Here is a 23,169-nt window from a genome sequence, read left to right on the forward strand (position 1 = left end):
GAGCGGATGATGCGGGACGCGAAGATCACGCAGATCTACGAGGGCACCAACCAGGTCCAGCGCATCGTCATGGCCCGCAACCTCCCGTAAGGCGGCCACGGGCCCCGTCCGGCCCGGGCACCCACGGCCCCCGACCGCCCGTCCGCGGTCGGGGGCAGCCGCGGCCGGAGGAAATCCGGGCGACGGCGGGAAGCTCCGCTCCCTAGGCTGCCCGCCATGTCCTCAGCACCTTCCGTGTCCGCCCTGCCCGCCTCCGCCACGGCCTCCGCCTCCGCCACGGCCTCCGGTTCCGCCACGGCCCCCGCGCCGTCCACCCTCAGCCTGGCCGCCGTCACCCCCGCGAACATCGACGCCGCCCTCGCCCTGCGGGTGCGCCCCGACCAGGAGGGCCTGGTCGCGCCGGTGGTGAAGTCGCTGGCCGAGGCGTACGCGTACGGGGAGACCGCGTGGCCGCGGCTGATCCTGGACGACGGGAAGCCGGTCGGCTTCGTGATGGCCTTCTTCGACATCCGCTTCCACCCGGAGCAGCCCGACGACCACCCGCGCTCCGGCCTGTGGCGCCTGCTGGTCGACGCCGATGAGCAGCGCGGGGGCTACGGCCGCTTCGCCGTCGAGCAGGTCTGCGCCGAGATCCGCCGCCGCGGCGGCACCCGGGCCACCGTCACCTACGTGCCCGGCCCCCACGGCCCGGCGGAGTTCTACGCCCGCCTCGGCTTCCGCCCGACCGGCGAGCTGAGCGGCGACCAGACGGTGGCCGAGCTGGAGCTCTGAGGCCTCCCGGGGCCCGTCCCCGGGAGCCGGTTAGTCGAGCAGTGCCGCCGCCTGCGCCCGCGCCCGCCGCAGCCATTCGGCGCGGTCGGCGGCGGTCGAGTCGGTGACGGTGCGGAACACCGTCCGCCGGATGTCGGTGACGCCGACGTACGGCAGCACGCAGGCCGCCCAGATCCGCTCCAGCGGGTCGCCGAACTCGCTGCGCTCGCGGTCCTCGGGCGTGTCCGAGGTGTTGAGCACCAGGGCCCGCCCGGCCCGCAGCAGCCCGGCCGGTTCGCCGTCCGCCGTGCCCAGCTTGTAGGCGACGCCGGGGGCCAGCACCCGCTGCACCCAGCCGGCCAGGACGGCGGGCGGCATGCCCCACCAGTTGGGGTGGACCAGCACGAGCGCGTCCAGGGTGGCCACCTCGGCGCGGTGCAGGGCGAGGCCGGCATCGGCGGACGGGTCCGCCGCGTCCACCGTGCCGGTCTCCTCGGCGGTCAGCAGCGGCGCGAAGCCCTCCGCGTAGAGGTCGTGCGCCCGTACCTCGCTGCCGCGCCCCCGCAGTTCGTCGACCACGGCCTCGTACAGGGCGTGGTTGAAACTGCCGGGGCGCGGGTGCGCCAGGTAGACCCCGATCGTGCTCATCGTCCGTTCCCCTCCCGCTGGTTGACGAAAGGTGATGCTACGTTCCGAGGGCGGCGGGTAGGGTGCCGGGCCATGACCGAGCCGGACTTCCTCACCACGACCAGGGCGTTCTACGACACCATCGCCGCCGACTACGCCGACCGCTTCAGCCGCGCGATGGACACCAGGCCGACGGACCGCGCCGTGCTGGCGCTCTTCGCCGACCTGGTCCGCGCCGAGCGTCCGGACCCCAGGACGGCCGAACTCGGCTGCGGCCCGGGCTACGTGACGAGCCACCTGCACGGTCTGGGACTGGACGTGCGCGGGATCGACCTCTCGCCCCGGATGGTCGAGCTGGCCCGGGCCGCCTACCCGGAGGTTCCGTTCGAGGTCGGCTCGCTGTTCGAACTGCCGTTCCGGGACGGCGAGTTGACCGGCGCGGTGGCCTGGTACTCGATCATCCACACCCCGGGGGAGCGCCTCCCCGAGGTGTTCGCCGAGTTCGCCCGGGTGCTCGCCCCCGGCGGCCGACTGCTGCTCGCCTTCCAGGTCGGCGAGGAGCCCCTGCGCCTGGAGCGGCCCTTCGGCCACCCGGTGTCACTGGACTTCCGCCGCCTGCGGCCGGAGCGCGTCGAGGAGCTGGTCCGCGGGGCCGGCCTGGTGATGACCTCCCGTACGGTCCGCGAGCCGGACGGCGAGGAGAGCACCCCGCAGGCCTACCTGCTGGCCCGCAAGCCCGCAGCCACCCGCCAGCCGTCCGTCGGCGGCCCGGCCGGGCCGTCCTAGGCGGCCTCGGGCGCGGACGGCTGCGCGGGCCGGGCCGGCTGTGACGGCGCCCCGGAGGCGGTCACGATCACCTCGTCCAGCACCTCGCGCGAGCGCAGCAGGTCGTTGATCGTCCGGTCGATCCGCTCCCGCTCCGCGGTGAGCTCCTCGACCAGCAGCGGGGTGGCGATCTCGCTCGGGCTGCCGTCGGAGTCCCGCATGCAGGGGAGGATCTTGTAGATGGTGCGGCTGTGCAGCCCGGCCGCGAACAGCTCCTGGATGTGCACCACGCGGTCGACGGCGGCCTCCGGGTACTCCCGGTGGCCGCCGCCGGTGCGGCGGGCCACCAGCAGGCCCTGCTGCTCGTAGTAGCGCAGCGAGCGCTCGCTGACGCCCGTCCGCCGGGCCAGTTCGCCGATCCGCATGCCGTCCACCCCGTCGTCCGATCCGAGCCCCGAAAGGGCTTCGCCCCGTAGGGACTTGAACCTGACACCGATGTTAGCTTCTACGGTCTCCGGCATGACGACGAACACTGGAACCGCCGGTCTCTTCGAGCCCGCAGACCTGGGCCCGCTCCGCCTCCCCAACCGCCTGGTGATGGCACCGATGACGCGCACCCGGGCCGGCGCCGACGGTGTTCCGCAGCCGATCATGGCCGAGTACTACGCGCAGCGCGCCGGCGCCGGGCTGATCATCGCCGAGGCCGCCACCCCGAACCGGGTCGGCCGGACGTACGCCGGCACCCCCGCCGTCCACGCCCCCGAGCACGTGGCCGGCTGGCGCACCGTGACCGGGGCCGTCGCCGCGGCCGGCGGCCGGATGTTCCTGCAGCTCCAGCACGGCGGGCGGATCGGCCACCCGGAGAACAGCGGGCTGCACCCGGTGGCGCCCTCGCCGGTGGCCTTCCCCGAGACCGTCCACACGCCGAGCGGGCACCGGGAGGCCGTCGTCCCCAGGGAGCTCACCGGGGCGGAGATCCGGCAGACCGTGGCCGACTTCGCGGCCGCCGCCCGCAACGCCGTCGAGGCGGGCTTCGCCGGGGTCGAGGTGCACGGCGCCAACGGCTACCTGCTGCACCAGTTCCTCGCCCGGAACACCAACCGGCGTACCGACGCGTACGGCGGCCCGGTGGCGAACCGGATCCGCTTCGTGGTCGAGGTGGTCCGGGCGGTCGCGGCGGAGATCGGCCCCGAGCGGGTCGGCCTGCGGGTCTCGCCCGGCTTCACCGGCCAGGGCATGGACGAGGGGGACACCGCCGAGATCTACCGCGCGCTGGTCGGCGAGCTCGCCGACGACGGCCTCGCCTACCTGCACGTGGTCTTCGCGGACCCGGAGGACGCCGTCTTCCAGGAGCTCCGCAAGACCTGGCCGGGCACCCTGATCGCCAACCCGGTGCTCGGCTGGGGCGGGCCGCTGCCCGAGGACGGCGGCAGGGCCGCCGCCGAGCGGCTGCTGGCGGCGGGGGCGGACCTGATCTCCTTCGGCCGCGGCTTCCTCGCCAACCCCGACCTGGTCGAGCGCCTGCGCACCGGCGCCCCGCTCAATCCGCTCCGCGACGGGCTGATGTACGGCGGGGGAGTCGAGGGGTACACCGACTACCCCGCGCTGAGCGGCCGGCAGACCGGATAACACGGCGCCTCCGGCCTGCGCGCTCCCGGGGGTACCGAGCGGGAGCGGACCGCTCGTGCCATGATCCCTGCATGAGTTCCAACGTTTTCTTCGACATCACCATCAACGACGAGCCGGCCGGCCGCATCGTCTTCAAGCTGTTCGACGAGGTCGTCCCGAAGACGGCCCAGAACTTCCGCGAGCTGGCCACCGGCCAGAACGGCTTCGGCTACGAGGGCTCCGGCTTCCACCGCGTGATCCCGGCCTTCATGCTGCAGGGCGGTGACTTCACCAACCACAACGGCACCGGCGGCAAGAGCATCTACGGCGAGAAGTTCGCGGACGAGAACTTCCAGCTCAAGCACGACCGCCCGGGCCTGCTGTCGATGGCCAACGCCGGCCGCAACACCAACGGCTCGCAGTTCTTCATCACCACCATCGTGACCGACTGGCTGGACGGCAAGCACGTCGTCTTCGGCGAGGTCGTCGAGGGCATGGACCTGGTGAAGAAGATCGAGTCGCTCGGCTCGCAGAGCGGCCGCACCTCGGCCGTTATCAAGATCGCCAAGTCCGGCGTGGTCGAGTAATCACCGCCGTCTGAGGCACGCGTACCGCCCCGGAGTGGGAAGTCGGATCCGCCGACTTCCCACTCCGGGGCGGTGGCGTTTCCCGCCGACCGCCCACGAACCAGGGTCCTAGGCCCAAGGACCGATGGTCCGGCGCCCCCGGCCCGGCTGGAATGGGCGGATGGACGACGACAAGGCGTACGAGGGCCTGACACCCGCCGCACGGGCGGCCTACCTGGCGCGGATCGGAGTGCCGGACCCCGGGGAGCCGTCGGCGCAGGCGCTGGCGCGGCTGCAGGAGGCCCACCTGCGGGCCGTCCCGTTCGAGAACCTGAGCCTCCACCTCGGCGAGACCGTGGTGCTCGACCCGGCGGCCCTGGTGGCGAAGGTGGTGGAGCGGCGGCGCGGCGGGTTCTGCTACGAACTGAACGGCGCCTTCGCCGAGTTGCTGCGCTCCCTGGGCTACCGGGTGAGCCTGCTGTCGGGCCGGGTCTTCGACGGGGAGCGCCTCGGCCCGCCGTTCGACCACCTCGCGCTGCGGGTCGACCTGGACGAGCCCTGGCTGGTCGACGTCGGCTTCGGCCGGTTCAGCCGCCTCCCGCTGCGCCTGGACGGGCGTGCCCCGCAGCCCGACCCGCACGGCACGTTCACCGTGGTCCCGTACGGCGCCCACGGCGAGCTGGACGTCCGGTTGGACGGCGCCCCGCAGTACCGCCTCGACCCGCGCCCGTACCCGCTCGCCGACTTCGGTCCGACCTGCTGGTGGCAGAGCACCTCGCCGGACTCGCACTTCACCCGCTCGACCACCTGCTCCGTGCTCACCGAGGACGGCGGCCGGACGACGCTCAGCGGCACCCGGCTCATCCGCTCCGCCGCCGACGGAACCCGCACCGAGCGGCAGCTCACCGGGGCCGAGGCGCTGAGTGCCTACCGCGAGCACTTCGGCATCACGCTCGACCGACTGCCCGGCTGAGGTCGGGTCGCCGCCGGGTCGGGGCCGGCCGGGTCGCGGGAGGGGCAGGATAGCCCGGGCGGGCGGCCGCCGGGCCGGAACCGCCCAATCGTCCCGACCCGCGCCGACGCCGCCCTACGCTCTCCTCGGACGTGGGCCGAGCCGCGGCCGAACCCGACTTCCCGGCAAGGTGGTTCAGCGATGATCGAGCAGGGCGCCGACGACGGCGAGGTGACCTACGAGCAGGTGACGGTGGTCTCCCTGGCCTCCTGCGAGCCGGCTTCCCGCGAGCCGGCCGCGGGGGAGCCGACCGGCCCGGCGCGGTTCGCGGTCCGGGTGGTCCGCGAGGGCATGACCGTCAAGCGGGTGGCGGGCTACTGGGTGCGCTGGGACGAGCGCCGGGGCGACGAGCTCCGCCACCACGCCCGCTGGGTCGCCGACGAGGAGTACGTCCGGCCGGGCACCGGCAGCCTGGACGGCACGCTGGCCGTGACGGTCGCCGCCTACTGGACGGACGGGGCGCGGGTCTTCACCCGGCGTCCCAGCACCGAGACCGCGGTGATCTTCCGGCCCGGCGAGACCGAGCACGAACTGGTGCTGGAGCAGGCCGCGCCGCACCGCCCGGCCGCCCTGTCGGTGCAGCTCGCGCACGCCCGCTGGCTGGGCGGCGTCGGGCAGCCGATCCACTACGGCTACTCGGGTGCCACCGAGGACGCGGGCGGCGAGGGGGAGTGGCTGGTCCGTTTCCCGGAGTGCGGCACCGGCCTGCTGCCGTACGCCGGTCAGGCCGAGGCGGGCTGACCCGGCGGGGACCGGGGAGGTCGGCCGGACGCCGCCCCCGGAGGGCCCCCTGGGCGGCCCCGTCCCGTGGAAACGCCGCCGTCCCGTGGAAACGCCGCCGCCTCCCGGACCGGGCGGTCGGGGAGGCGGCGGCGTCGACGGTGGAGCGGGGCGAGCGCCTACTTGACGTCCGGCACCGCGGTGTCGTTCTTGAAGGCGTCGAAGACCTGCTTGGACTTGTTGGCGTCCCACAGCACCGCGGACTCGCCGGTCTTGGTCCGGAAGTCCGCGTTGCCGATCGGCACGGTGATCGTCTTGCCGCTGCCGCCGTTGACGTCCTTCATGGCGAGGAAGAGCGAGCCGAGGTCGGTCAGCCCGCAGTCGTCGTCCACGATCAGGGTGCCGAGCGCCGAGTCGACCAGCGGGTAGAAGGTGAACGGGTCGAGCAGGTTGCCCGGGGAGGCGGCCTGGTGGGCGAGGGCGCCGAGGAACTTCTGCTGGTTGCGCATCCGGCCGAGGTCCTGGTCGGCCATCTGGTGGCGCTGGCGGACGAAGGCCAGGGCCTGCTTGCCGGTGAGGGTCTGGTCGCCGGCCTGGAGGTCGAGCCCGGAGTCCTTGTCCTTGACGGGCTGGTCGATCTTCATCTCGACGCCGCCGATCGAGTCGACGATCCCGACGAAACCGGCGAAGCCGATCTCGGCGTAGTGGTCGATGCGGATGCCGGTGTTCTGCTCGACGGTCTGGACGAGCAGGCGTCCGCCGCCGGCGCCGAAGGCCGAGTTGATCTTCGCGGTGGTGCCCTTGACCGGCTTGCCGTTGCTGCCCGCGTGCTCGGGGATCGGCACCCAGGAGTCACGCGGGATGCTCATCAGGGTGTTCCCGTTGTCCCCGACGTGCAGGATCATCATCGAGTCGCTGCGCTTGCCCTCGTCGTGGCCGGTGTGCAGGTCGTCCTGCTCGCCCTCGGTGAGGCCCTGGCGGCTGTCCGAACCGACGATCAGCCAGTTGGTGCCCTTGCCCGCGGCCGGGCGGCCCGGGTAGTCGGCGAGCACGTTCTCGTGGTTGAGCTTGGAGTCCGCCCAGAACCAGGTGGAGACGGCGGTCACCATGACGGCGATCAGCAGGCCGAAGACCGTCCACTTGACGATCCGGCGCCGCGGCCAGCGCGTGGCCTGCGCACCGGCCGGCCGGGCGCCGGTGGGGCCGGCCGGACCGCCGGGGCCACCAGGGCCGCCGGGGCCGCCCGGACCACCCGGCCGCCCGGGGCCGGTCGGAGCACCGGGGTGGCTGCCCGGAGCGCCGGGGTGGCCGGCCGGAGCGCCGGGGTGGACGCCCGGGGCGCCGGACCCCTGCTGCGGAACACCACCGAGCCGGGACGGCCCCGGTTGCCCCGCGGGCCGCGGCGCGGACGCCCCCGGCCCGCGCGGGTTCAGCGAAGCCGGAAGCGGCGGCTCGGCCGCCGCGCCGCCTCCGCCGTTGCCGCCGTACGGGTTCCCGCCGCCCCCCGGGCGGCCTTCCTGCCACGTGTTCATGCCGTTGAGGATGCCCGACCCCGGTCGGGCTGACTCCCCCCGGGGGGCCCACCGGGCCTCTTGTAGCAGTTTTGATGCACGTACCGGATCGTTCCGCCGTAACGTCCGGACACCCCCCGCGGTCCAGCGGCTGAAACGATTCTTGACCGGCTCGAACAGGCCGTGCTTGCATGCCAGGCATGGATCAGCCTGCACTCACGCGTCGGCGGCACGTCGACCTTCGGCGTGGTGTGGCCTGTTCGCTCTGTCGCGGCTGACGCGCGCCCGTCGAGACCCGCACGTCCCCCGACGTGCCGCCCCGGCGCCGGGCCCCACCCCGGTGACCCCGCCGCAGCGCCTCCCCCCGCTGCGCAGCGCCGCCCCGCTTCCAGCCAGAGGTGAACCCATGGCCGTCGTCCTGTCCGTTTCCGGCTCCCCGTCTGCCACCTCCCGCACCACCCGCCTGCTGCGCCACGTCGACGCGCGGCTGGCGGACCGCGGCCACCACGTCGTCCCCTTCGAGGCCCGCAGCCTGCCCGCGCACGCGCTGCTGTCGGGCGACTTCGACCACCCCGAGATCGTCGCGGTCACCGAGCTGTTCGCCCGTGCCGACGGCGTGGTGATCGGCACCCCCGTCTACAAGGCCGCCTACTCCGGGCTGCTGAAGGCCCTGCTGGACGTGCTCCCGCAGTACGCGCTCGCGGACAAGGCCGTCCTGCCGCTGGCCACCGGCGGCTCGCCCGCGCACGTCCTCGCGGTGGACTACGCGCTGCGTCCGGTGCTCAGCTCGATGGGCGCCGGCCACATCACCCAGGGCTGGTTCGTGCTCGACCGCCACATCACCGCCGGGGAGGACGGCTCGACCCTGCTGGAGCGCGAGAGCCGGATCCTGCTGGAGCCGGTCGTCGAGGGCTTCGCCACGGCCCTGGAGCGACTGGCCGCACCGGTGCTGACCGGCTGCTGACCGGCCGGGCGACCGTCGCCACGGCCCGTACGGGGCGTCCCCGAGACGGGCCGCGGTGACCCCTAGGGGGAGGCGCGCCGTGCCCCGTAGAACCTTGGTTGAGGCGCTTCATTCCGTCGGATGACGAGCCGTCCGCCGTCCACTCCTAACGTGGTTCACACATCCCCACCCGCCGGGAAGCGGCCCGGAAACGTCGGGTCCGGCAGCCAGGTCCACCGGGAAGGTGGGGCTTACTCCCGGTCGAGGACTACGGCCTGCCCCATGTCGTGAGGCGGGCGGGCCCGTGAGGCTGGGGCCAACGGGTGAGCGCACCTTCCACGAGGAGACTCCAGTGACGACGGCAGCAGCAGCCGTGTACGACCCCCAGCTTCCCGGCGGAGCCTCCGCCGTCGCCGCATCGGCACGTCAGGTCACCAAGGCGTACGGCTCGGGCGAGACCAAGGTCACCGCGCTCGACGCGGTCGACGTCGACATCCAGCGCGGCCGGTTCACCGCGATCATGGGCCCCTCGGGCTCCGGCAAGTCCACCCTGATGCACTGCCTGGCCGGGCTCGACACGGTCAGCGGCGGACGGATCTGGATCGGCGACACCGAGATCACCGGCCTCAAGGACAAGCAGCTGACCAGACTGCGCCGCGACAAGATCGGCTTCATCTTCCAGGCGTTCAACCTCCTGCCGACCCTGAACGCGCTGGAGAACATCACGCTCCCGATGGACATCGCCGGCCGCCGGCCCGACCAGGCCTGGCTGGACCAGGTGGTGGAGACCGTCGGCCTGGCCGGCCGGCTCAAGCACCGCCCGACCCAGCTCTCCGGCGGCCAGCAGCAGCGCGTCGCGGTGGCCCGCGCGCTGGCCGCCCGCCCCGAGATCATCTTCGGTGACGAGCCCACCGGGAACCTGGACTCCCGGGCCGGCGCCGAGGTGCTGACCTTCCTGCGCCGCTCGGTGGACGAGCTGGGCCAGACCATGGTGATGGTCACCCACGACCCGGTCGCCGCCGGCTACGCGGACCGCGTGCTCTTCCTCGCCGACGGCGTGATCGTCGACGAGATGCACGCGCCCACCGCCGACTCCGTCCTCGAACGCATGCGCCGTTTCGACGGCAAGCGCACCAGCTGAGCGGCGGGCCACACCACCATGCTGCTCAAGACCTCCCTGCGGAGCTTCTTCGCCCACAAGGGCCGGATGGCTCTCTCGCTCATCGCCGTCGTGCTGTCGGTGGCCTTCGTCTCCGGCACCCTCGTCTTCTCCGACACCGCCACCAGCACCTTCGACAGGCTCTTCGCCGCGACCGCCTCCGACGTGTCCGTCCAGCCGCCCAAGCCGGCCGAGGACGAGGAGCAGCAGGCCGCCGTCAAGCCGCCGACCGTTCCGGCCGCGCTCGCCGACCGGATCGCCGCGGTGCCGGGCGTGAAGAAGGCCGTCGGCCGGGTCATGGTCCAGAACGCGATCCTGGTCGACCCGGCCACCAACAAGCTGGTCGGCCCGACCAGCGGCGCGCCCACCATGCTCGGCAACTGGACCGAGACGCCGCGCAACCCCGTCACCATCACCTCCGGCCACGCGCCGCAGGGCCCCGGCGAACTGGTGCTGGACGCGGACACCGCGAAGAAGGCCAAGCTCGGCCTCGGCGACAAGGTCCGGGTCGAGAACTCCGGCGGCAAGCACGACTTCACCATCGCCGGCATCGCCACCTTCACCACCACCAACCCGGGCGCGGCGCTGGGCTTCCTGGACACCCCGACCGCCCAGCAGCTGCTGATCGGCGAGCCCGCCTACACCTCGATCGACGCCTTCGGCGACGGCAGCCGCAGCAACGACCAGCTCAAGGCGGACGCGGCGGCCAGGATCGGCGGCGGCTACCAGGTCAAGACCGCGGCCGAGCAGAAGGACGAGAACACCAAGCAGGTCGGCAGCGGCCTCGACTTCATGAAGTACGCGATGCTCGGCTTCGCCTTCGTCTCGGCGATCGTCGGCGGCTTCCTCATCATCAACACCTTCTCGATGCTGGTCGCCCAGCGGACCCGGGAGATCGGCCTGCTGCGCGCCATCGGCGGCAGCCGCTCGCAGGTCAACCGCTCGGTGCTGGTCGAGGCGCTGATCCTGGGCGTGCTCGGCTCGACCCTCGGGGTCGCGGCGGGCCTGGGCGTCGCGGTGGGCCTGATCAAGCTGATGAACGCGATCGGCATGGACCTCAAGGCGGCCGACCTGCAGATCGGGCCGGACGTCTTCGTCGCCGGCTACGCGCTCGGCATCGTGGTCACCCTGGTCGCCGCCTGGTTCCCGGCGCGCCGGGCGAGCCGGATCTCGCCGATGGCCGCCCTGCGCGACCACGGCACCCCGGCCGAGGGCCGCGCCAACCTGGTCCGTACGGTCGTCGGCCTGCTGCTGACGGCGGGCGGCGGCGCCCTGCTGGTGCTCGGCGCGCAGTCGGAGAAGGCGGCCACCGGCGGCCGGTACCTTGGCCTGGGCGTGCTGCTGACCCTGGTCGGCTCCGTGGTGCTCGGCCCGCTGCTCGCCTCGGCGATCGTCCGGGTGCTGGGTGCGGTGCTGCCGGCCGTGTTCGGCCCGTCCGGGAAGCTGGCCCAGCGCAACGCGATGCGCAACCCGCGCCGCACCGGCGCCACGGCCGCCGCACTGATGATCGGCCTGGCGCTGGTGATCGCCTCCTCGGTGTTCAGCTCCTCGGCGGTCACCTCGGCCAATGCGCAGATCGACAAGTCGGTGGGCGTGGACTACATCATCCAGGGCGGCCGCACCGAGGTCACCCCCGAGATGCTGGACATCGTGCGCCGGACCCCGGGCATCGACCACGTCACCACCCAGAAGTCCTTCCTGTCGAAGGTCCGGCTGCCGGACGGCGGGCAGGCGAAGAGCGACCTGACCGCAGTGCCGTCCGCCTTCTTCGGCACCGACTTCCGGCCGACCGTCAGGACCGGTGCGGTGGACTCGATCGCCCGCGGCTCACTCGGGATCGGCGAGGCCTTCGCCAAGGACCACAACCTGAAGGTCGGCGACCGGGTGACCGTCGACTACGGCAAGGGCCGCACCCAGGAGCTGCCGGTCGGCGCGGTCTTCGCCAAGGGCGAGCTGTTCGGCGACGGCTCCTTCGTGGCCATGGACACCATGGCCCGGGTGGTCCCGGCCGCCGAGCAGCCGCCGGTGTGGACCTTCTTCGCCAAGGCCGCCCCCGGCGCCGACGTCGCCAGGACGCTGGCCGCCCTGCAGGACGGGCTCAAGGAGTACCCGCAGCTGGTCGTCAAGGACCAGGCCGGCTACAAGGAGCTGGTGCAGTCCCAGGTGAACACCCTGCTGTACCTGATCTACGGGCTGGTCGCCCTCTCGATCACGGTCGCCGTGCTCGGCGTGGTCAACACCCTGGCGCTGTCGGTGGTCGAGCGGACCCGGGAGATCGGCCTGCTGCGGGCGATCGGGCTCTCCCGCCGCCAGCTGCGCCGGATGATCAGGCTGGAGTCCGTGGTGATCGCGGTGTTCGGCGCCGTCCTCGGCACCGGGCTGGGCCTCGCCTGGGGCGTCACCGTCCAGGGGGTCCTGCGGGACCAGGGCCTCGGGACGCTCTCCGTCCCGGCCGTCACGATCGCGATCACCCTGGTCTCCTCGGTGGTGATCGGTCTGGTCGCGGCCCTCGTCCCGGCCTTCCGGGCCGGACGGATGAACGTCCTCGCCGCCATCGCGACGGACTGATCCGGCGCCGGGGGGCGTCGGAGCAGGAGCGGGGACAGGGGCCGGGTGCGCACAGCACCCGGCCCCTGCGGCATGCGGAGGCGGGCCGTCCCCCGGGCCGTCGGGAGCCTGTTGCGAGCGGTGCCCCTGACGCCGGTTCGGCCTCCGGACGGCTGAGATGATCGTCCGATGTTCCCCTCGGACGCTCCGCCGCTGCCCAGCGCCGCGCCCCTCACCGCCGCGGCCGCCGCCCGCTGGCGCGCCGCCCGTACGGCCTGGCGGCTGGACGGCCGCTGGCTCGCGCTGCTGCCGCTCGCGTTCGCCGTGCTGGCCACCGCCGTGGAGCCGAGTGCCGCCCGGTGCAACGCCGCGGGCGTCTGCCGGGACACCTGGGGTTCGGCCCTGGCCGGCTGGTCGGTCCTGGCCGAGGTGGTCCTGCTGGCGACCAGGATCCGAGCCCGGGCGCTCGTCCCGCCCGTCGTCCTGGCCCTGCTCTGGTACCTGCCGGACGGCTTGGTCACCCCGCTCGCCCGCTGGTCGGCGGTGCTGCTCCACGTGCTGCTCACCGCCGTCCTGCTGGGCGCCGAGGCCGGCCGCCGCCGCGCCCGCCAGCAACTGGACGAGCTGATGGCGCCGCCCGTCCCCTTCCCGTGGACGGCCGCGGGGGCGCCCTCGCCCGTCCACCGCGACGGACCGTCCGTGCGGCGCCGGGTCCTCGGCGTCCTGCTGCTCGTCGTCGCCGCGGCCTTCCCGCTGTACGGGCTCTGGGCGCAGGCCCGGACGGACGCCGCCGCCGAGCAGGCCGCCCGGGTGACCGGCACCGCGGGCACCGCCGACCGGGACGGCGTCCTGACCGTCCGCTTCCAGCCGCCCGACGGCGGCCCCGAGCGCACCGCAGCCCTCGACGTCTGGTGGCAGCGGCGGCCGCAGCCCGGCGAGCCCGTCCCGCTGCTGGTGGACGGCGACTACGTGCGCGCCCTGGGCGACGACTACGACCTCTCCGGCCAGCTGAGCGCCGGCGGCCTGATCGCCCTGCCCGGCCTGGTGATGCTCGGCTCCGCCGCCGTCGCCGCCGCCCGCCGCGACCGGCCGGCCTTCGAGGGCTCCGCCCCCGCGCTCGCCGTGCGGGTGCGCGCCGACGCCCGCGGCGACCTGCTGGTGCAACCGCTGGACGGGCCGCCGGACGGCCCCGGCCTCTGGCGGCTGGTCGAGCGCGACCGCTACCGCTGGGCCGGCGGCGGCGCGCCGGACGGGAAGGGCCCGGCCTGGGTGCCCGAGTACCTGCCGACCGGCGACGAGGACGCCGACTACCCCGACCCGCTGGCCCACCCCGACCCGGACGACCCGGACGGCTTCGACGACGACCCGGACGACGTCGACGCCCTGCTGGGCGAGGACGACGAGGAGTTCCACGACCGCGCGACCCCCGCCCAGGCCGCCGCCCGGCTGGCCCACGCCGGCCGCAGCGTGCCCGCCGTGCTGTACCGCGGCCCGGACGGAACCGACCACCAACTCCTCGTCCGGCCGGGCCTGTTGGACGGTGACCCGTACTGGGTGGCGGCGGTGGCCGACCCCGCCGCCCGGGCCCCGCGGTTCAGCCGGCTCACCGAGCGCTACCGCGGGCGCGAACTCGCCGTCGCCGCGCTGACCGCCGAGACCGTGGCCGCCGCCCCCGCGGCCGGACCGGACGCCGAGCCGGTGGCCGCCCGCCGCTGGGAGATGCCCGCGCCGCTGCGGGCGGCGGCCGGGCCGCTGGCCGCGCTGCTGGTCGCGGCCGCCGTGGTGCTGCTGGACGACGACGGCTGGTGGGAGAACCTGGTGCGGCCGCTCTGGATCGGCTCCCTGGCGATCCTCGCCTGCGCCCAGACGCTGTCCTGGCAGATCGTGGCCGACCGCAACGGCCTGCGGGTGGCCACCGCACTGCGCACCCGCAGCTTCCGGTGGGCGGAGATCAGCGCGGCGGCGGTGCACCGGAACCTGCTCACCATCCGGCTGTGCGGCGGGCGGGAGTTCTCCTTCGCCAGCCGTCCCGCCGTCTGGCTGGCCGGCCTCTTCGGCGACCGGTACGACCCGGAGGCGCTGGCCCGCACGGTGGCCACCGCCGCCCACCGGCCCGACCTGCGCCCGGACCGCGCGCTGCCGGACCGCCTCGGCGGCCCCCAGCACCTGGTGAACCGGATCGCGCTGGCCGGCTACGCGGTGTTTACCGTCGCCCACTACGCGCTCTGAAGCGGCACCGGCCGGCACCGGATCCGCACCGGACCGGCACCGCGCCACCCCGGCGGGGAACCGCTCCGACCGGGGAGTGCGGTGTTCTCGATCACAGTGCCGGTGCCGCGCCGCGAGGTGCGCGCGGCCGCCCGGACCGGGACGAGACGGGGGCGCGTCCGCACCGGTACGGTGGGCCCCGATGAACACCAAGGCTGCTGAGGAGCTGCCGGCTGTCTCCGTGATCATGCCGGTGCTCAACGAGGAACGTCACCTGCGCACGGCCGTCCGGCGCATCCTGGACCAGGAGTACCCGGGGCCGATCGAGGTGGTGATCGCCCTCGGTCCGTCCGGCGACCGCACCGACGAGATCGCCGCCGAGCTGGTGGCCGAGGACCCGCGGGTGCGGACGGTGGCGAACCCCACCGGCCGGACGCCCGCCGGACTGAACGCCGCGATCCGGGGCTCCCGCCATCCGATAGTGGTGCGCGTGGACGGCCACGGCCTGCTCACCCCCGGCTACATCGCGACCGCCGTCCGGCTGCTGGGCGAGATGGACGCGGCGAACGTCGGCGGCATCATGCACGCCGAGGGCGAGACCGAGTGGGAGCACGCGGTCGCCGCCGCGATGACCTCCAAGCTCGGCGTCGGCAACGCCGCCTTCCACACCGGTGGCCTGGCCGGCCCGGCGGACACCGTCTACCTCGGCGTGTTCCGGCGCGAGGTGCTGGAGAAGCTCGGCGGCTACAACGAGGAGTTCATCCGCGCCCAGGACTGGGAGCTGAACTACCGGATCCGCCAGGACGGCGGCCTGATCTGGTTCACCCCGCAGCTCAAGGTGACGTACCGGCCCCGGCCCTCGGTGCGGGCGCTGTCCAAGCAGTACAAGGACTACGGCCGTTGGCGCCGGGTGGTCACCCGCTACCACCGCGGCTCGGTCAACCTGCGCTACCTCGCCCCGCCGGCCGCGCTGCTGGCGGTCACCCTCGGACTGGTGCTCGGCGCGGCCGTCCACCCGGCCTTCCTCGCGGTGCCCGGCGCCTACCTGCTGGGCATCGTCGGCGGTGCCGTGACCGAGGGCCGCGGCCTGTCCTTCAAGGCCAGGACGATGCTGCCGGTGGCCTTCGCGACCATGCACCTCAGCTGGGGCTTCGGCTTCCTCACCTCGCCGCGCTCGCTGGCGCGCCGGGTGATCGCCAGCGTGGATCCGTCCGCGAAGGACGTGCTCTCCAAGACCGGCTGACGCCCCGCGAGGGCCGGGCCGCTCCGCGAGGGCCGCTCCGCGAGGGCCGCTCCGCGAGAACGCCCCAGGCCCGGCCGTCGACCAACGGGCCGTCATCCGCTCCGGATGACGGCCCGGCAGCTTTCCCCGGCCTGCGGGGCGGACGGCCCCGTGCCGGTCCGCCCGCGGCGGCCTACTTGGCGCAGGCGTCGGTGTCGTCCGCCTGCACCCGCTGGAGGTCCTCGGGCGCCGCGGTCGGCGCCGCCGCCGGGCCGGCGGGCGCGGCGAGGAAGTCCTTGCCGAGCACCAGCAGCAGTCCGGCCTTCGGGTCCGCCTTCGCAGCCGGCTTGACCGCGTCGCCCGGCAGCCCGAGGGCGGCGGCCAGGGCGCCGGCCGCGGCCTCCTGACCGGGCTGGTAGGACACCGTGGTGGTCTCGGCGACGGGGGCGTCACTGCCGACCACGGCCTTGGCGAAGCCCTTCGCCTGGAGCTTGTCCACGGTCGGCCCGGACTGCCCGCGCTTCCCGCTGCCGTTGCGGACCGTCACCTGGACGGCCTTGGTGTCCACCGCCGGGGCGGTGGCGGCGGGCGTCGTGGGCGCCGCGCCGTCGGGCGCGGCCGGGGCGGCGGTCTCGGTGAGCGAGCGGTCGGCCGCGACCATCGCGAAGAGCTGCCCGGCGTCCGGCTGCTTGAAGATCACCCGGTCCTTGTCCTGGGGGTCCTCCAGGACCGGAACGGTGGCGAAGGTGATGTTCTTGGTGTCGACCTTGCTGATGTCCAGCGCGAGGTCCTTGAGCTTGTCCACGCTGCCGATGCCGGAGTCCACGGTCAGCGCCTTGGTGGCGGCGTCCGCGAGCTTGTAGAGCTTGGTCGGGCTGGTCAGGGTGTCATCGCTCTTGATCTTGCGGATCATCGAGCTGATGAACTGCTGCTGCAGGGGGATCCGGCTGAGGTCGCCGCCGAAGCCGACCGCGTGCCGGGTGCGGACGAAGGCCAGCGCCTCCTCGCCCTGGACGACGTGCCGACCCTTGGTCATCTTCAGGTGGGAGCCCGAGTCGTTGATGTCCTTGGCCGCGCAGACCTCGACCCCGCCGACGGCGGTGGAGAGGGTCTTCACCGCCTCGAAGTTGACCTGCACGAAGTGGTCGACCCGGATCCCGGTGTTCTTCTCGACGGTCTTCCAGGTGCAGCCCGCGTCCCGCCCGCCCTGGCCGAGGCTGTTGTTGAACTCGTTCCGCTGCGAGCCCGGGACCTTCTTGCCCTGGGCGTTCTGGCAGTCCGGGATCGGCACCATCAGGTCGCGCGGGAGGCTGATCACGGTCGCGTTGGAGCGGTCCTTGGAGATGTGGAACAGCAGCGTGGTGTCGGCGTGCCCGACGCTGCCCTCGTCGCCGTACGCGCGTCCGAGGCCCTCCCGGCTGTCGGTGCCGATCACCAGGATGTTCAGCGCCTCCCCGGCGGCCTTGGGGCGCTCGGCCTCGTCGCCCAGCTGGACCTTGACCGAGGTCAGGTTGCTGTTGAAGTGCCGGTACAGGTAGTACGCCCCGCCGCAGCCCGCGACCATCACCAGGGCCCCGGCGCCGGCGGTCCACTTGAGCGCCCGGCGGCGGCGCTGCCGCTTGGCGAGGGCGGCCGCCCGTCGCCGGCTGTCCCGACGGCTCTCACCGGCCGGTGCCTCGGGCGCCTCGGCTGCCCGGCGGCGGCGCTGCCGGGGGACACCGGGCGCCGGGTCCACCCGGTACCGGCCGGTTTCCGGTTGCTCCTCGTGCACGGGGTTCCCTACGTTCGACCGGTCACGGCTCCGGCCCGCCCGTAGTGACGGGCCGATCCGGACACAGTAGACGAGCCGAATGGGGGAATCGTTCCTGGTGTGATCTGCATCATGTTTGAACAAAGCGGAGGTAAATTACGTTCACCTGTCCGCATTTGGCGGTCACACCGGCGCCGACCTGCGGCGTGGCGGAGTCAGGCCGTACCCGGCCCCGCGCGGCCCGCTCAGTGCTGTGCGCAGGCGTCCACGTCGGCGGTGCGTCCCTCGAAGGTGGGCGAGGCGCCCGCCGAGGGTGACGCGGTGGCCGTGGCTGCCGCCGTGGTCGTCGCTCCGGCCGCCTCGCCGGAGTCCGCGCCCGGGCTCGCGTTCGCTCCGGTGGTCCGCGCCGCACTCGGCCCCGGACTCGCCCCGGCACTCGACCCCGAGCCGGCCCCGGCGCCCGCCCTCGCGCTCGCTCCCGACGACGGCGCCGACCCGGGCGGCCGGACGGTGACGGGCTGGTCGTCGCGCAGCGCCGTGAACAGCTGGCCGGTCTGCGGCTGCACGAACTCGTCCCGGTCCGAGTCGTAGCGGTAGGGGCGGCGCGGCGCGGTCAGGAAGACCACGTTCGCCGACGGGATGCCGCGCAGGTCCTGGGTGAGGTCGTACAGCGCCCCGAGCGAGGACAGCCCGCCGTCCGCCCGGACCGAGGAGGTCGCCGCGTCCAGCACCGGCCACAGCCGGGTCGGGTTCAGCAGCACCCCCTGGGACTCCACCTTGCGGATCAGCGCCGCCAGGAACTGCTGCTGACGGCCCATCCGCTGGGTGTCGCTGCCGTCCCCCAGGCTCTCCCGGGCCCGGACGTAGCCGAGCGCCTGCTCGCCGTGCAGGGTCTGCCGGCCGGCGGGCAGGTCGAGCTTGGCGTCCTTGTCGTGGATCGGCTGCGGCACGCAGACCTCGACGCCGCCGATCGCGTTCACGATCGTCTTGAAGCCGCTGAAGTCGAGGATCACGTAGTGGTCGATCCGGATCCCGCTCAGCTGCTCGACGGTGCGGATCGAGCAGGCCGGGCCGCCCGTCTCGAAGGCCCGGTTGAACTGCATCAGCACGGGCTTGCTGCGGGTGCCGTCCGGCTGCTCGCAGGCGGGGACGGAGACCATGACGTCGCGCGGGACGGAGACCGCCGTCGCGTGCTTCCGGTCGGCGGCCAGGTGCAGCAGGATCGTGGTGTCCGAGCGCTCGGTGCCGGCCTGGCCGCCGTAGGAGCCGTTCGAGCCGGAGCGGTCGTCGCTGCCGATCAGCAGGATGTTCTCGGCGCCCCGCGCGCCGACGGTGCGGCTCGGCCGTTCGGCCTCCAGCTTGGCGAGCAGCCGGTCGGTGGTCGAGTCGGTCCGGATGTTGCCGTCCAGCTTGCGGTAGGCGATCCAGAGCAGCACCCCACTGGCGACCAGCAGGAACGCGACGACGCCGGCGGTGATCATCAGCCACCGCCGGCGCCTGCGCGGGCGTCCGGTCCCGTTCGGGGGAGCGTCCTCGGGGAACGCGTCCGTCGGGGGAGTGTCGGTCGGGGGGTGCTCGGTGTCGTCCTCGGCCATGGCAGGCATCCCTACCCGCCCGGCCGGGGCCAGTGGGTCACCCGAGGTGCAGTGTCACCCGTTCGGATTCGATCCGCTTCTCCCACTGCTCGGCGCCCAGTGCCTGGGAGTTGCGGCACAGCACCACCGAGGCGCCGGCCGCCAGCGGCGCCAGCAGGCCGGCCTCCAGGCCCGCCCAGTCGTCGTACGAGAGCGTGGAGAGGACCCGGTCGCCGGGCTTCAGGCCGAGGCGGACCGCCCCCTCCCGGGCCAGCGCGACGGTCTGCTCGCCCGTCAGCTTCAGCGGCAGCCCGTCGACCTCCGTCTCCAGGGCCTGGCCGTCCGGGGCGACGGGGGAGTACGGCGCGAAGCGGTCGCCCTGGCCGGGCACCTCGGCGGCGTAGTCGAGGAAGCCGTCCGGGCGCTGCGGGAAGCGTCCGCCGAGCGGGCGCAGGGCGAGCGCCACCCGCTCGCCCTCGCAGGCATGGGCGGCCTCCAGGCCGTCCGGGCCGCTGACCACCAGGTCCGCGGTGGCCGGGGCGCCGCCCGGCACCGCCGCCACGCCGACCGACCAGCAGGCGAGCAGCCAGACGGCGCTCTGCCAGTGGGCGGGCAGCAACAGTGCCGCCCGGTCGCCCGGGCCGGCGTTCAACTCGTCCTGCAGGAGGTTGGCCGTCTTGGCCACCCAGTTGTCGAAGGTCCGGGCGGACAGCTCCACCCGTTCGCCGGTGGCGTCGTCGTAGAAGGTGACCAGCGGGGCCGCGGGATCGACGGAAGGGGTGCCGCCGCGCAGGAATGCGTGCAGCAGCTCGACGGGGGTGCGGGCATCGGCAGCGAAAGGCGCAGTCATGGTGCGCCCCAGCCTACGGCCTTCGAGTGGGAGGTCGGGAGGGGTGGCGGGCGGCACGCGCGAGCGGCGTACGCTGACGTGGCGACAGTAGCGAATTGTCGTCAATATCCGTTTTATGCGTATCTCACTTCTCGCCGGCGCGGCCACGAGCTGCGTCGCCGTCCTGCTGCTCCAGTCGACCGCCGTCTCCACCGCCGTCGCCGACCCGGCACCCGCCGAACAGACCTCCGCCGGCGGCGGCACCGTGACGAGCATGTCGCTGACCGCCGCCGAACACACCGTCACCCAACGCGCCACCAAGCCCTTCTCGCTCATCGGGGTGAGCTGGGACGACCCCCGGCAGTCCCTCGCGGGCACCTCGATCCGGGTCCGCACCCACCGCGTCTCCACCGGCGCCTGGACCGCCTGGCGTCCGCTCGCCGTCGAGAACGAGGACGCCCCCGACGAACGGGACGGCCGCTCCGGCATCCGCGGCTCCACGGCACCGCTGTGGACCGGCCCCAGCGACGGCGTGGCCATCGAGGTCACCCCCGGACCGAAGGGGCTGCCCGCCGGGCTCCGCGTCGAACTGGTCGACCCGGGCAGGGGCGCCGCCTCCGCGTCCGCCGTGCGCGTCCTCCCGGCCGAGACCGCGGCCGCCCGGACACCGCAGGACCACGAGGCGCCGCGGCCGGGCATCGTCACCCGGGCGGGCTGGGGGGCCGACGAGTCGCTGCGCGAGACGGGCTTCGTCTACACCGGGACGGTCAAGGCGGTCTTCGTCCACCACACCGACACCGCCACCGACTACGCGTGCAGCGACGCACCGCAGATGATCCGCGCGATCTACCAGTACCACGTGCAGAGCAACGGGTGGCGGGACATCGGCTACAACTTCCTGGTCGACCGCTGCGGCACCATCTACGAGGGCCGCGCCGGCGGCGTCTCGCAGCCCGTCCTCGGCGCGCACACCCTCGGCTTCAACAGCGACTCGGCCGGCGTCGCCGCGCTCGGCACCTTCACCACCGAGGGCCCGCCGCAGGAGATCGTGGACGGCATCAGCAAGATCGCGGCCTGGAAGCTCGGCCTGACCGGCCAGGACGCGGCCGGCCACACCAACCTGACCTCCGGCTCCTCGCAGAGCCGCTACCCCAAGGGCACGGTCGTCTCCTTCGACACCGTCTCCGGACACCGGGACGCCTTCGCCACCGAGTGCCCCGGCGACGGCCTCTACGCCCGGCTCGACGACATCCGCTCCTGGGCCGCGCACCTCCAGGGCCGCTGAACCCCCGTCGGCACCCCCTCGGTCGGACCGGACGCCGCTACCCCGGCTCCGGTCCCGGCCCGACCAGCGCCCGCAGCTCCTCCGTCAGCCCCGCGGTCAGATCCGGCCGGAGGTCGAACCGCGTCGGGGTGTTCTGCAGCAGCGCGATCCGCCACCCCGCCCCCGCGTTCACCGCGATCACCGTCTGCACCGCGTTCAGCCCCGGGTCCAGCTCCCCGGCGCCGTCCGGCACCATCCCGGCGGCGGCCTCCAGGTGCGCCACCCCCGGCGCCAGCGCCCGTACCCGCCGCACGGTGGCCACGTACCGGGGCGTCGCGTGGTCCGCGAAGATCCGCCCCAGCTCGGCGGCGATCACCGACCGGCCCCGGTGCCCGCTCCCGTCGAAGCCGATCACCTGCCCGTCCACCGCGAACGGCCCGGCGAAGGCCGCGCCGTCCCGTCGGTTCCACCCCTCCAGCATCCGGCGGTACAGCCCCCGCACCGCGATCTCGTCCCCGGAGGGCAGCTCCGGCAGCCGCGTATCGTTCATGTACCCATGGTCGACGACGGCGGCGCAGGAGGCGACGGCAGTGACGGGCGGGACGGACGGCACCGGCGGCGGCTCGGCGCGGCGCTGGCGGCCGGGCTTCCCGCTGGACACGGCCCGGACCCTGCTGCCGCTGCGCCGCGGTCCCGCCGACCCGTCGTACCGGACCGCCGGGGACGGCGCGGTGTGGCGCGCCTCCCGCACCCCGGCGGGCGTCGGCACCCTGCGGGTGCTGCCGCACCCCGCCGCGGGCGAGATCGAGGCGACCGCCTGGGGCCCCGGCGCGGACTGGCTGCTCGACCGGCTGCCCGCGCTGCTGGGCGCGGAGGACACGCCGGAGGCGCTGGTGCTGCCGCCCGGTCCGCTGCGTGACGCCCAGCGCCGTACGGCCGGGGTGCGGCTGACCCGGACCGGCCTGGTGCTGGAGTCCCTCGTCCCGGCGATCCTGGAGCAGAAGGTCACCACCGACGAGGCCTACCGCGCCTGGCGCACCCTGCTGCGGGACTTCGGCACCCCGGCGCCGGGCCCGGCCGACGGGATGCGGGTGGCGCCGTCGGCCCGCGAGTGGGCGATGGTGCCGAGCTGGGAGTGGCACCGGGCGGGCGTGGACCCGAAGCGGTCCGCGACCGTCATGCGGGCCGTCCGGCTGGCGCCGCGCCTGGAGGAGGCCTCCGCGATGGGCCACGAGGAGGCGTTCGCCCGCCTCACCGCCGTCCCGGGCATCGGCGTCTGGACGGCGGCCGAGACCCTGCAGCGCAGCAACGGGGACCCGGACGCGGTCTCGGTCGGCGACTTCCACCTGCCCAACCTGGTCGGCTGGGCCCTGGCCGGCCGCCCCCGCAGCGACGACGCCCAGATGCTCGCCCTCCTGGAGCCCTACCGCCCGCACCGCCACCGCGTCTGCCGCCTCCTGCTGGCCACCGGCACGCGGGCCCCCCGCTACGGCCCCCGCCTCACCCCCAACGACCACCGCCATCGCTGACGCCAAGCGCACACCCGGTGTACGCACCCGTGTGTACGCTTGAGTCATGACTGACGCCATGAGCATCCGGGAACTGCGCGCGCACCTCGCCGAGGTGGTCACTCAGGCCGAGGCCGGCGAGATCACCGTGATCACTCGCAAGGGCGAGCGAGTGGGAGCGATCGTGCCGATCGAGATCCTCGACGCCATAGAGGAGGCGGAGGACGAGATCCTTGCCCGTGAGGCGGAGAAGCACCGGAACGAACCCACCGTGAGCATGGCCGAACTCCTGGCGGACCTCTTCTCGGACCCGCCGGGGGCCGTCGGGAGCGCCGCGTGAAGTACGCGTTCCGGTTCACCGCGCACGCCGGGAGGCAGCTGCGCGGCATCGGACAGGTCGATGCCATGCAGATTCTTGCCGCGCTCACCCGGCTCGGCGACGACCCGTATGCCGACGGCCCGGACGTCAAGAAGCTGACGGGCCACGCGGGGCTCTACCGCCTCCGCGTGGGCGCCTACCGCGTGGCGTACGAGATCCATGACGACGTGCTGGTGATCCTCGTCGTGAAGGTGGGCAACCGTCGCGAGATCTATCGCGGCCTCTGA

At 74.0% G+C, this 23,169-nt stretch carries 23 protein-coding genes; 16 read left to right on the top strand and 7 right to left on the bottom strand.

Going from position 1 to position 23,169, the window contains the following annotated elements; genetic code table 11:
- Positions 1–90: acyl-CoA dehydrogenase family protein (locus ACIRST_RS40245; protein ID WP_144385854.1), on the top strand; the 90-nt coding region annotated here is incomplete at its 5' end.
- Between the two features lie 126 nt (positions 91–216).
- The gene (locus tag ACIRST_RS40250) at positions 217–771 is read left to right on the top strand and encodes a GNAT family N-acetyltransferase (protein WP_402809298.1); all 555 of its coding nucleotides are present in this window, start codon (positions 217–219) and stop codon (positions 769–771) included.
- A 30-nt stretch (positions 772–801) separates the two neighbouring features.
- Here ACIRST_RS40250 and ACIRST_RS40255 read toward each other — a convergent pair whose 3' ends face one another.
- The gene (locus tag ACIRST_RS40255; protein WP_402809301.1) at positions 802–1,398 is read right to left on the bottom strand and encodes an NAD(P)H-dependent oxidoreductase; all 597 of its coding nucleotides are present in this window, start codon (positions 1,396–1,398) and stop codon (positions 802–804) included.
- A gap of 72 nt (positions 1,399–1,470) precedes the next feature.
- Between ACIRST_RS40255 and ACIRST_RS40260 the strand changes: the two genes are divergently transcribed.
- Positions 1,471–2,163 carry a class I SAM-dependent methyltransferase gene (locus ACIRST_RS40260; RefSeq protein WP_402809304.1) on the top strand — a complete coding sequence of 231 codons (693 nt, stop codon included), beginning with the start codon at positions 1,471–1,473 and terminating at the stop codon, positions 2,161–2,163.
- Here ACIRST_RS40260 and ACIRST_RS40265 read toward each other — a convergent pair.
- Positions 2,160–2,567 (bottom strand): MerR family transcriptional regulator, encoded by a 408-nt coding sequence (locus ACIRST_RS40265; RefSeq protein ID WP_402809365.1) that lies wholly within the window; start codon positions 2,565–2,567, stop codon positions 2,160–2,162. The two genes, ACIRST_RS40260 and ACIRST_RS40265, sit on opposite strands and share 4 nt — an antisense overlap.
- A gap of 94 nt (positions 2,568–2,661) precedes the next feature.
- On the opposite strand from ACIRST_RS40265, the gene ACIRST_RS40270 reads away from it, so the two are divergent.
- From ACIRST_RS40270 to ACIRST_RS40285, 4 genes are all read left to right on the top strand, one after another.
- A complete protein-coding gene (locus tag ACIRST_RS40270; RefSeq protein WP_350520059.1) occupies positions 2,662–3,771 on the top strand; it encodes an alkene reductase in 1,110 nt (369 codons plus the stop codon).
- 71 nt (positions 3,772–3,842) lie between these two features.
- The gene (locus ACIRST_RS40275) at positions 3,843–4,337 is read left to right on the top strand and encodes a peptidylprolyl isomerase (protein ID WP_350520060.1); all 495 of its coding nucleotides are present in this window, start codon (positions 3,843–3,845) and stop codon (positions 4,335–4,337) included.
- 160 nt (positions 4,338–4,497) lie between these two features.
- Complete coding sequence (locus ACIRST_RS40280; RefSeq protein WP_402809309.1) at positions 4,498–5,289, top strand: arylamine N-acetyltransferase; 792 nt, start codon at positions 4,498–4,500, stop codon at positions 5,287–5,289.
- 180 nt (positions 5,290–5,469) lie between these two features.
- Positions 5,470–6,069, top strand: a complete 600-nt coding sequence (locus ACIRST_RS40285; protein ID WP_402809311.1) for a hypothetical protein — start codon at positions 5,470–5,472, stop codon at positions 6,067–6,069.
- A gap of 158 nt (positions 6,070–6,227) precedes the next feature.
- Here ACIRST_RS40285 and ACIRST_RS40290 read toward each other — a convergent pair whose 3' ends face one another.
- Positions 6,228–7,580, bottom strand: coding sequence for an LCP family protein (locus ACIRST_RS40290; RefSeq protein ID WP_402809314.1), 1,353 nt, complete (start codon positions 7,578–7,580; stop codon positions 6,228–6,230).
- A gap of 385 nt (positions 7,581–7,965) precedes the next feature.
- Between ACIRST_RS40290 and ssuE the strand changes: the two genes are divergently transcribed.
- The 5 genes from ssuE to ACIRST_RS40315 all read left to right on the top strand — a co-directional run bounded on the left by ssuE (position 7,966) and on the right by ACIRST_RS40315 (position 15,659).
- A complete protein-coding gene (gene ssuE, locus ACIRST_RS40295; RefSeq protein WP_350520064.1) occupies positions 7,966–8,523 on the top strand; it encodes an NADPH-dependent FMN reductase in 558 nt (185 codons plus the stop codon).
- Positions 8,524–8,854: 331 nt separating this feature from the next.
- Positions 8,855–9,643 carry an ABC transporter ATP-binding protein gene (locus ACIRST_RS40300; RefSeq protein ID WP_350520065.1) on the top strand — a complete coding sequence of 263 codons (789 nt, stop codon included), beginning with the start codon at positions 8,855–8,857 and terminating at the stop codon, positions 9,641–9,643.
- 18 nt (positions 9,644–9,661) lie between these two features.
- On the top strand, positions 9,662–12,229 hold the full coding sequence (locus ACIRST_RS40305; protein WP_402809317.1) for an ABC transporter permease: 2,568 nt from the start codon (positions 9,662–9,664) through the stop codon (positions 12,227–12,229).
- A 168-nt stretch (positions 12,230–12,397) separates the two neighbouring features.
- Positions 12,398–14,437: a hypothetical protein gene (locus tag ACIRST_RS40310; protein ID WP_402809319.1), complete on the top strand. Its 2,040-nt coding sequence runs from the start codon at positions 12,398–12,400 to the stop codon at positions 14,435–14,437.
- A gap of 181 nt (positions 14,438–14,618) precedes the next feature.
- Entirely contained in the window at positions 14,619–15,659 is a 1,041-nt protein-coding gene (locus ACIRST_RS40315; RefSeq protein WP_350520068.1) for a glycosyltransferase family 2 protein, read from the top strand.
- Between the two features lie 172 nt (positions 15,660–15,831).
- On the opposite strand, the gene ACIRST_RS40320 is transcribed toward ACIRST_RS40315, so the two are convergent.
- From ACIRST_RS40320 to ACIRST_RS40330, 3 genes are all read right to left on the bottom strand, one after another.
- Positions 15,832–17,409 carry an LCP family protein gene (locus ACIRST_RS40320; RefSeq protein ID WP_402809321.1) on the bottom strand — a complete coding sequence of 526 codons (1,578 nt, stop codon included), beginning with the start codon at positions 17,407–17,409 and terminating at the stop codon, positions 15,832–15,834.
- A gap of 224 nt (positions 17,410–17,633) precedes the next feature.
- The gene (locus ACIRST_RS40325) at positions 17,634–18,983 is read right to left on the bottom strand and encodes an LCP family protein (protein WP_402809324.1); all 1,350 of its coding nucleotides are present in this window, start codon (positions 18,981–18,983) and stop codon (positions 17,634–17,636) included.
- A 37-nt stretch (positions 18,984–19,020) separates the two neighbouring features.
- A complete protein-coding gene (locus ACIRST_RS40330; RefSeq protein ID WP_402809326.1) occupies positions 19,021–19,812 on the bottom strand; it encodes a TIGR03089 family protein in 792 nt (263 codons plus the stop codon).
- A gap of 115 nt (positions 19,813–19,927) precedes the next feature.
- On the opposite strand from ACIRST_RS40330, the gene ACIRST_RS40335 reads away from it, so the two are divergent.
- Positions 19,928–21,076, top strand: a complete 1,149-nt coding sequence (locus ACIRST_RS40335) for an N-acetylmuramoyl-L-alanine amidase (RefSeq protein WP_350520072.1) — start codon at positions 19,928–19,930, stop codon at positions 21,074–21,076.
- A 37-nt stretch (positions 21,077–21,113) separates the two neighbouring features.
- Here ACIRST_RS40335 and ACIRST_RS40340 read toward each other — a convergent pair whose 3' ends face one another.
- Positions 21,114–21,605: an SgcJ/EcaC family oxidoreductase gene (locus ACIRST_RS40340; protein WP_402809329.1), complete on the bottom strand. Its 492-nt coding sequence runs from the start codon at positions 21,603–21,605 to the stop codon at positions 21,114–21,116.
- On the opposite strand from ACIRST_RS40340, the gene ACIRST_RS40345 reads away from it, so the two are divergent.
- From ACIRST_RS40345 to ACIRST_RS40355, 3 genes are read left to right on the top strand one after another with little or no spacing between them, the layout of a single operon-like run.
- On the top strand, positions 21,604–22,584 hold the full coding sequence (locus tag ACIRST_RS40345; protein WP_402809331.1) for a DNA-3-methyladenine glycosylase family protein: 981 nt from the start codon (positions 21,604–21,606) through the stop codon (positions 22,582–22,584). The two genes, ACIRST_RS40340 and ACIRST_RS40345, sit on opposite strands and share 2 nt — an antisense overlap.
- 46 nt (positions 22,585–22,630) lie before the next feature.
- Entirely contained in the window at positions 22,631–22,903 is a 273-nt protein-coding gene (locus tag ACIRST_RS40350) for a type II toxin-antitoxin system Phd/YefM family antitoxin (RefSeq protein WP_396553230.1), read from the top strand.
- A complete protein-coding gene (locus ACIRST_RS40355; protein WP_402809334.1) occupies positions 22,900–23,169 on the top strand; it encodes a type II toxin-antitoxin system RelE/ParE family toxin in 270 nt (89 codons plus the stop codon). The genes ACIRST_RS40350 and ACIRST_RS40355 overlap by 4 nt, the downstream gene beginning before the upstream one ends.

Source organism: Kitasatospora sp. NPDC101447 (assembly GCF_044767225.1).
Classification (GTDB): Bacteria; Actinomycetota; Actinomycetes; order Streptomycetales; family Streptomycetaceae; genus Kitasatospora.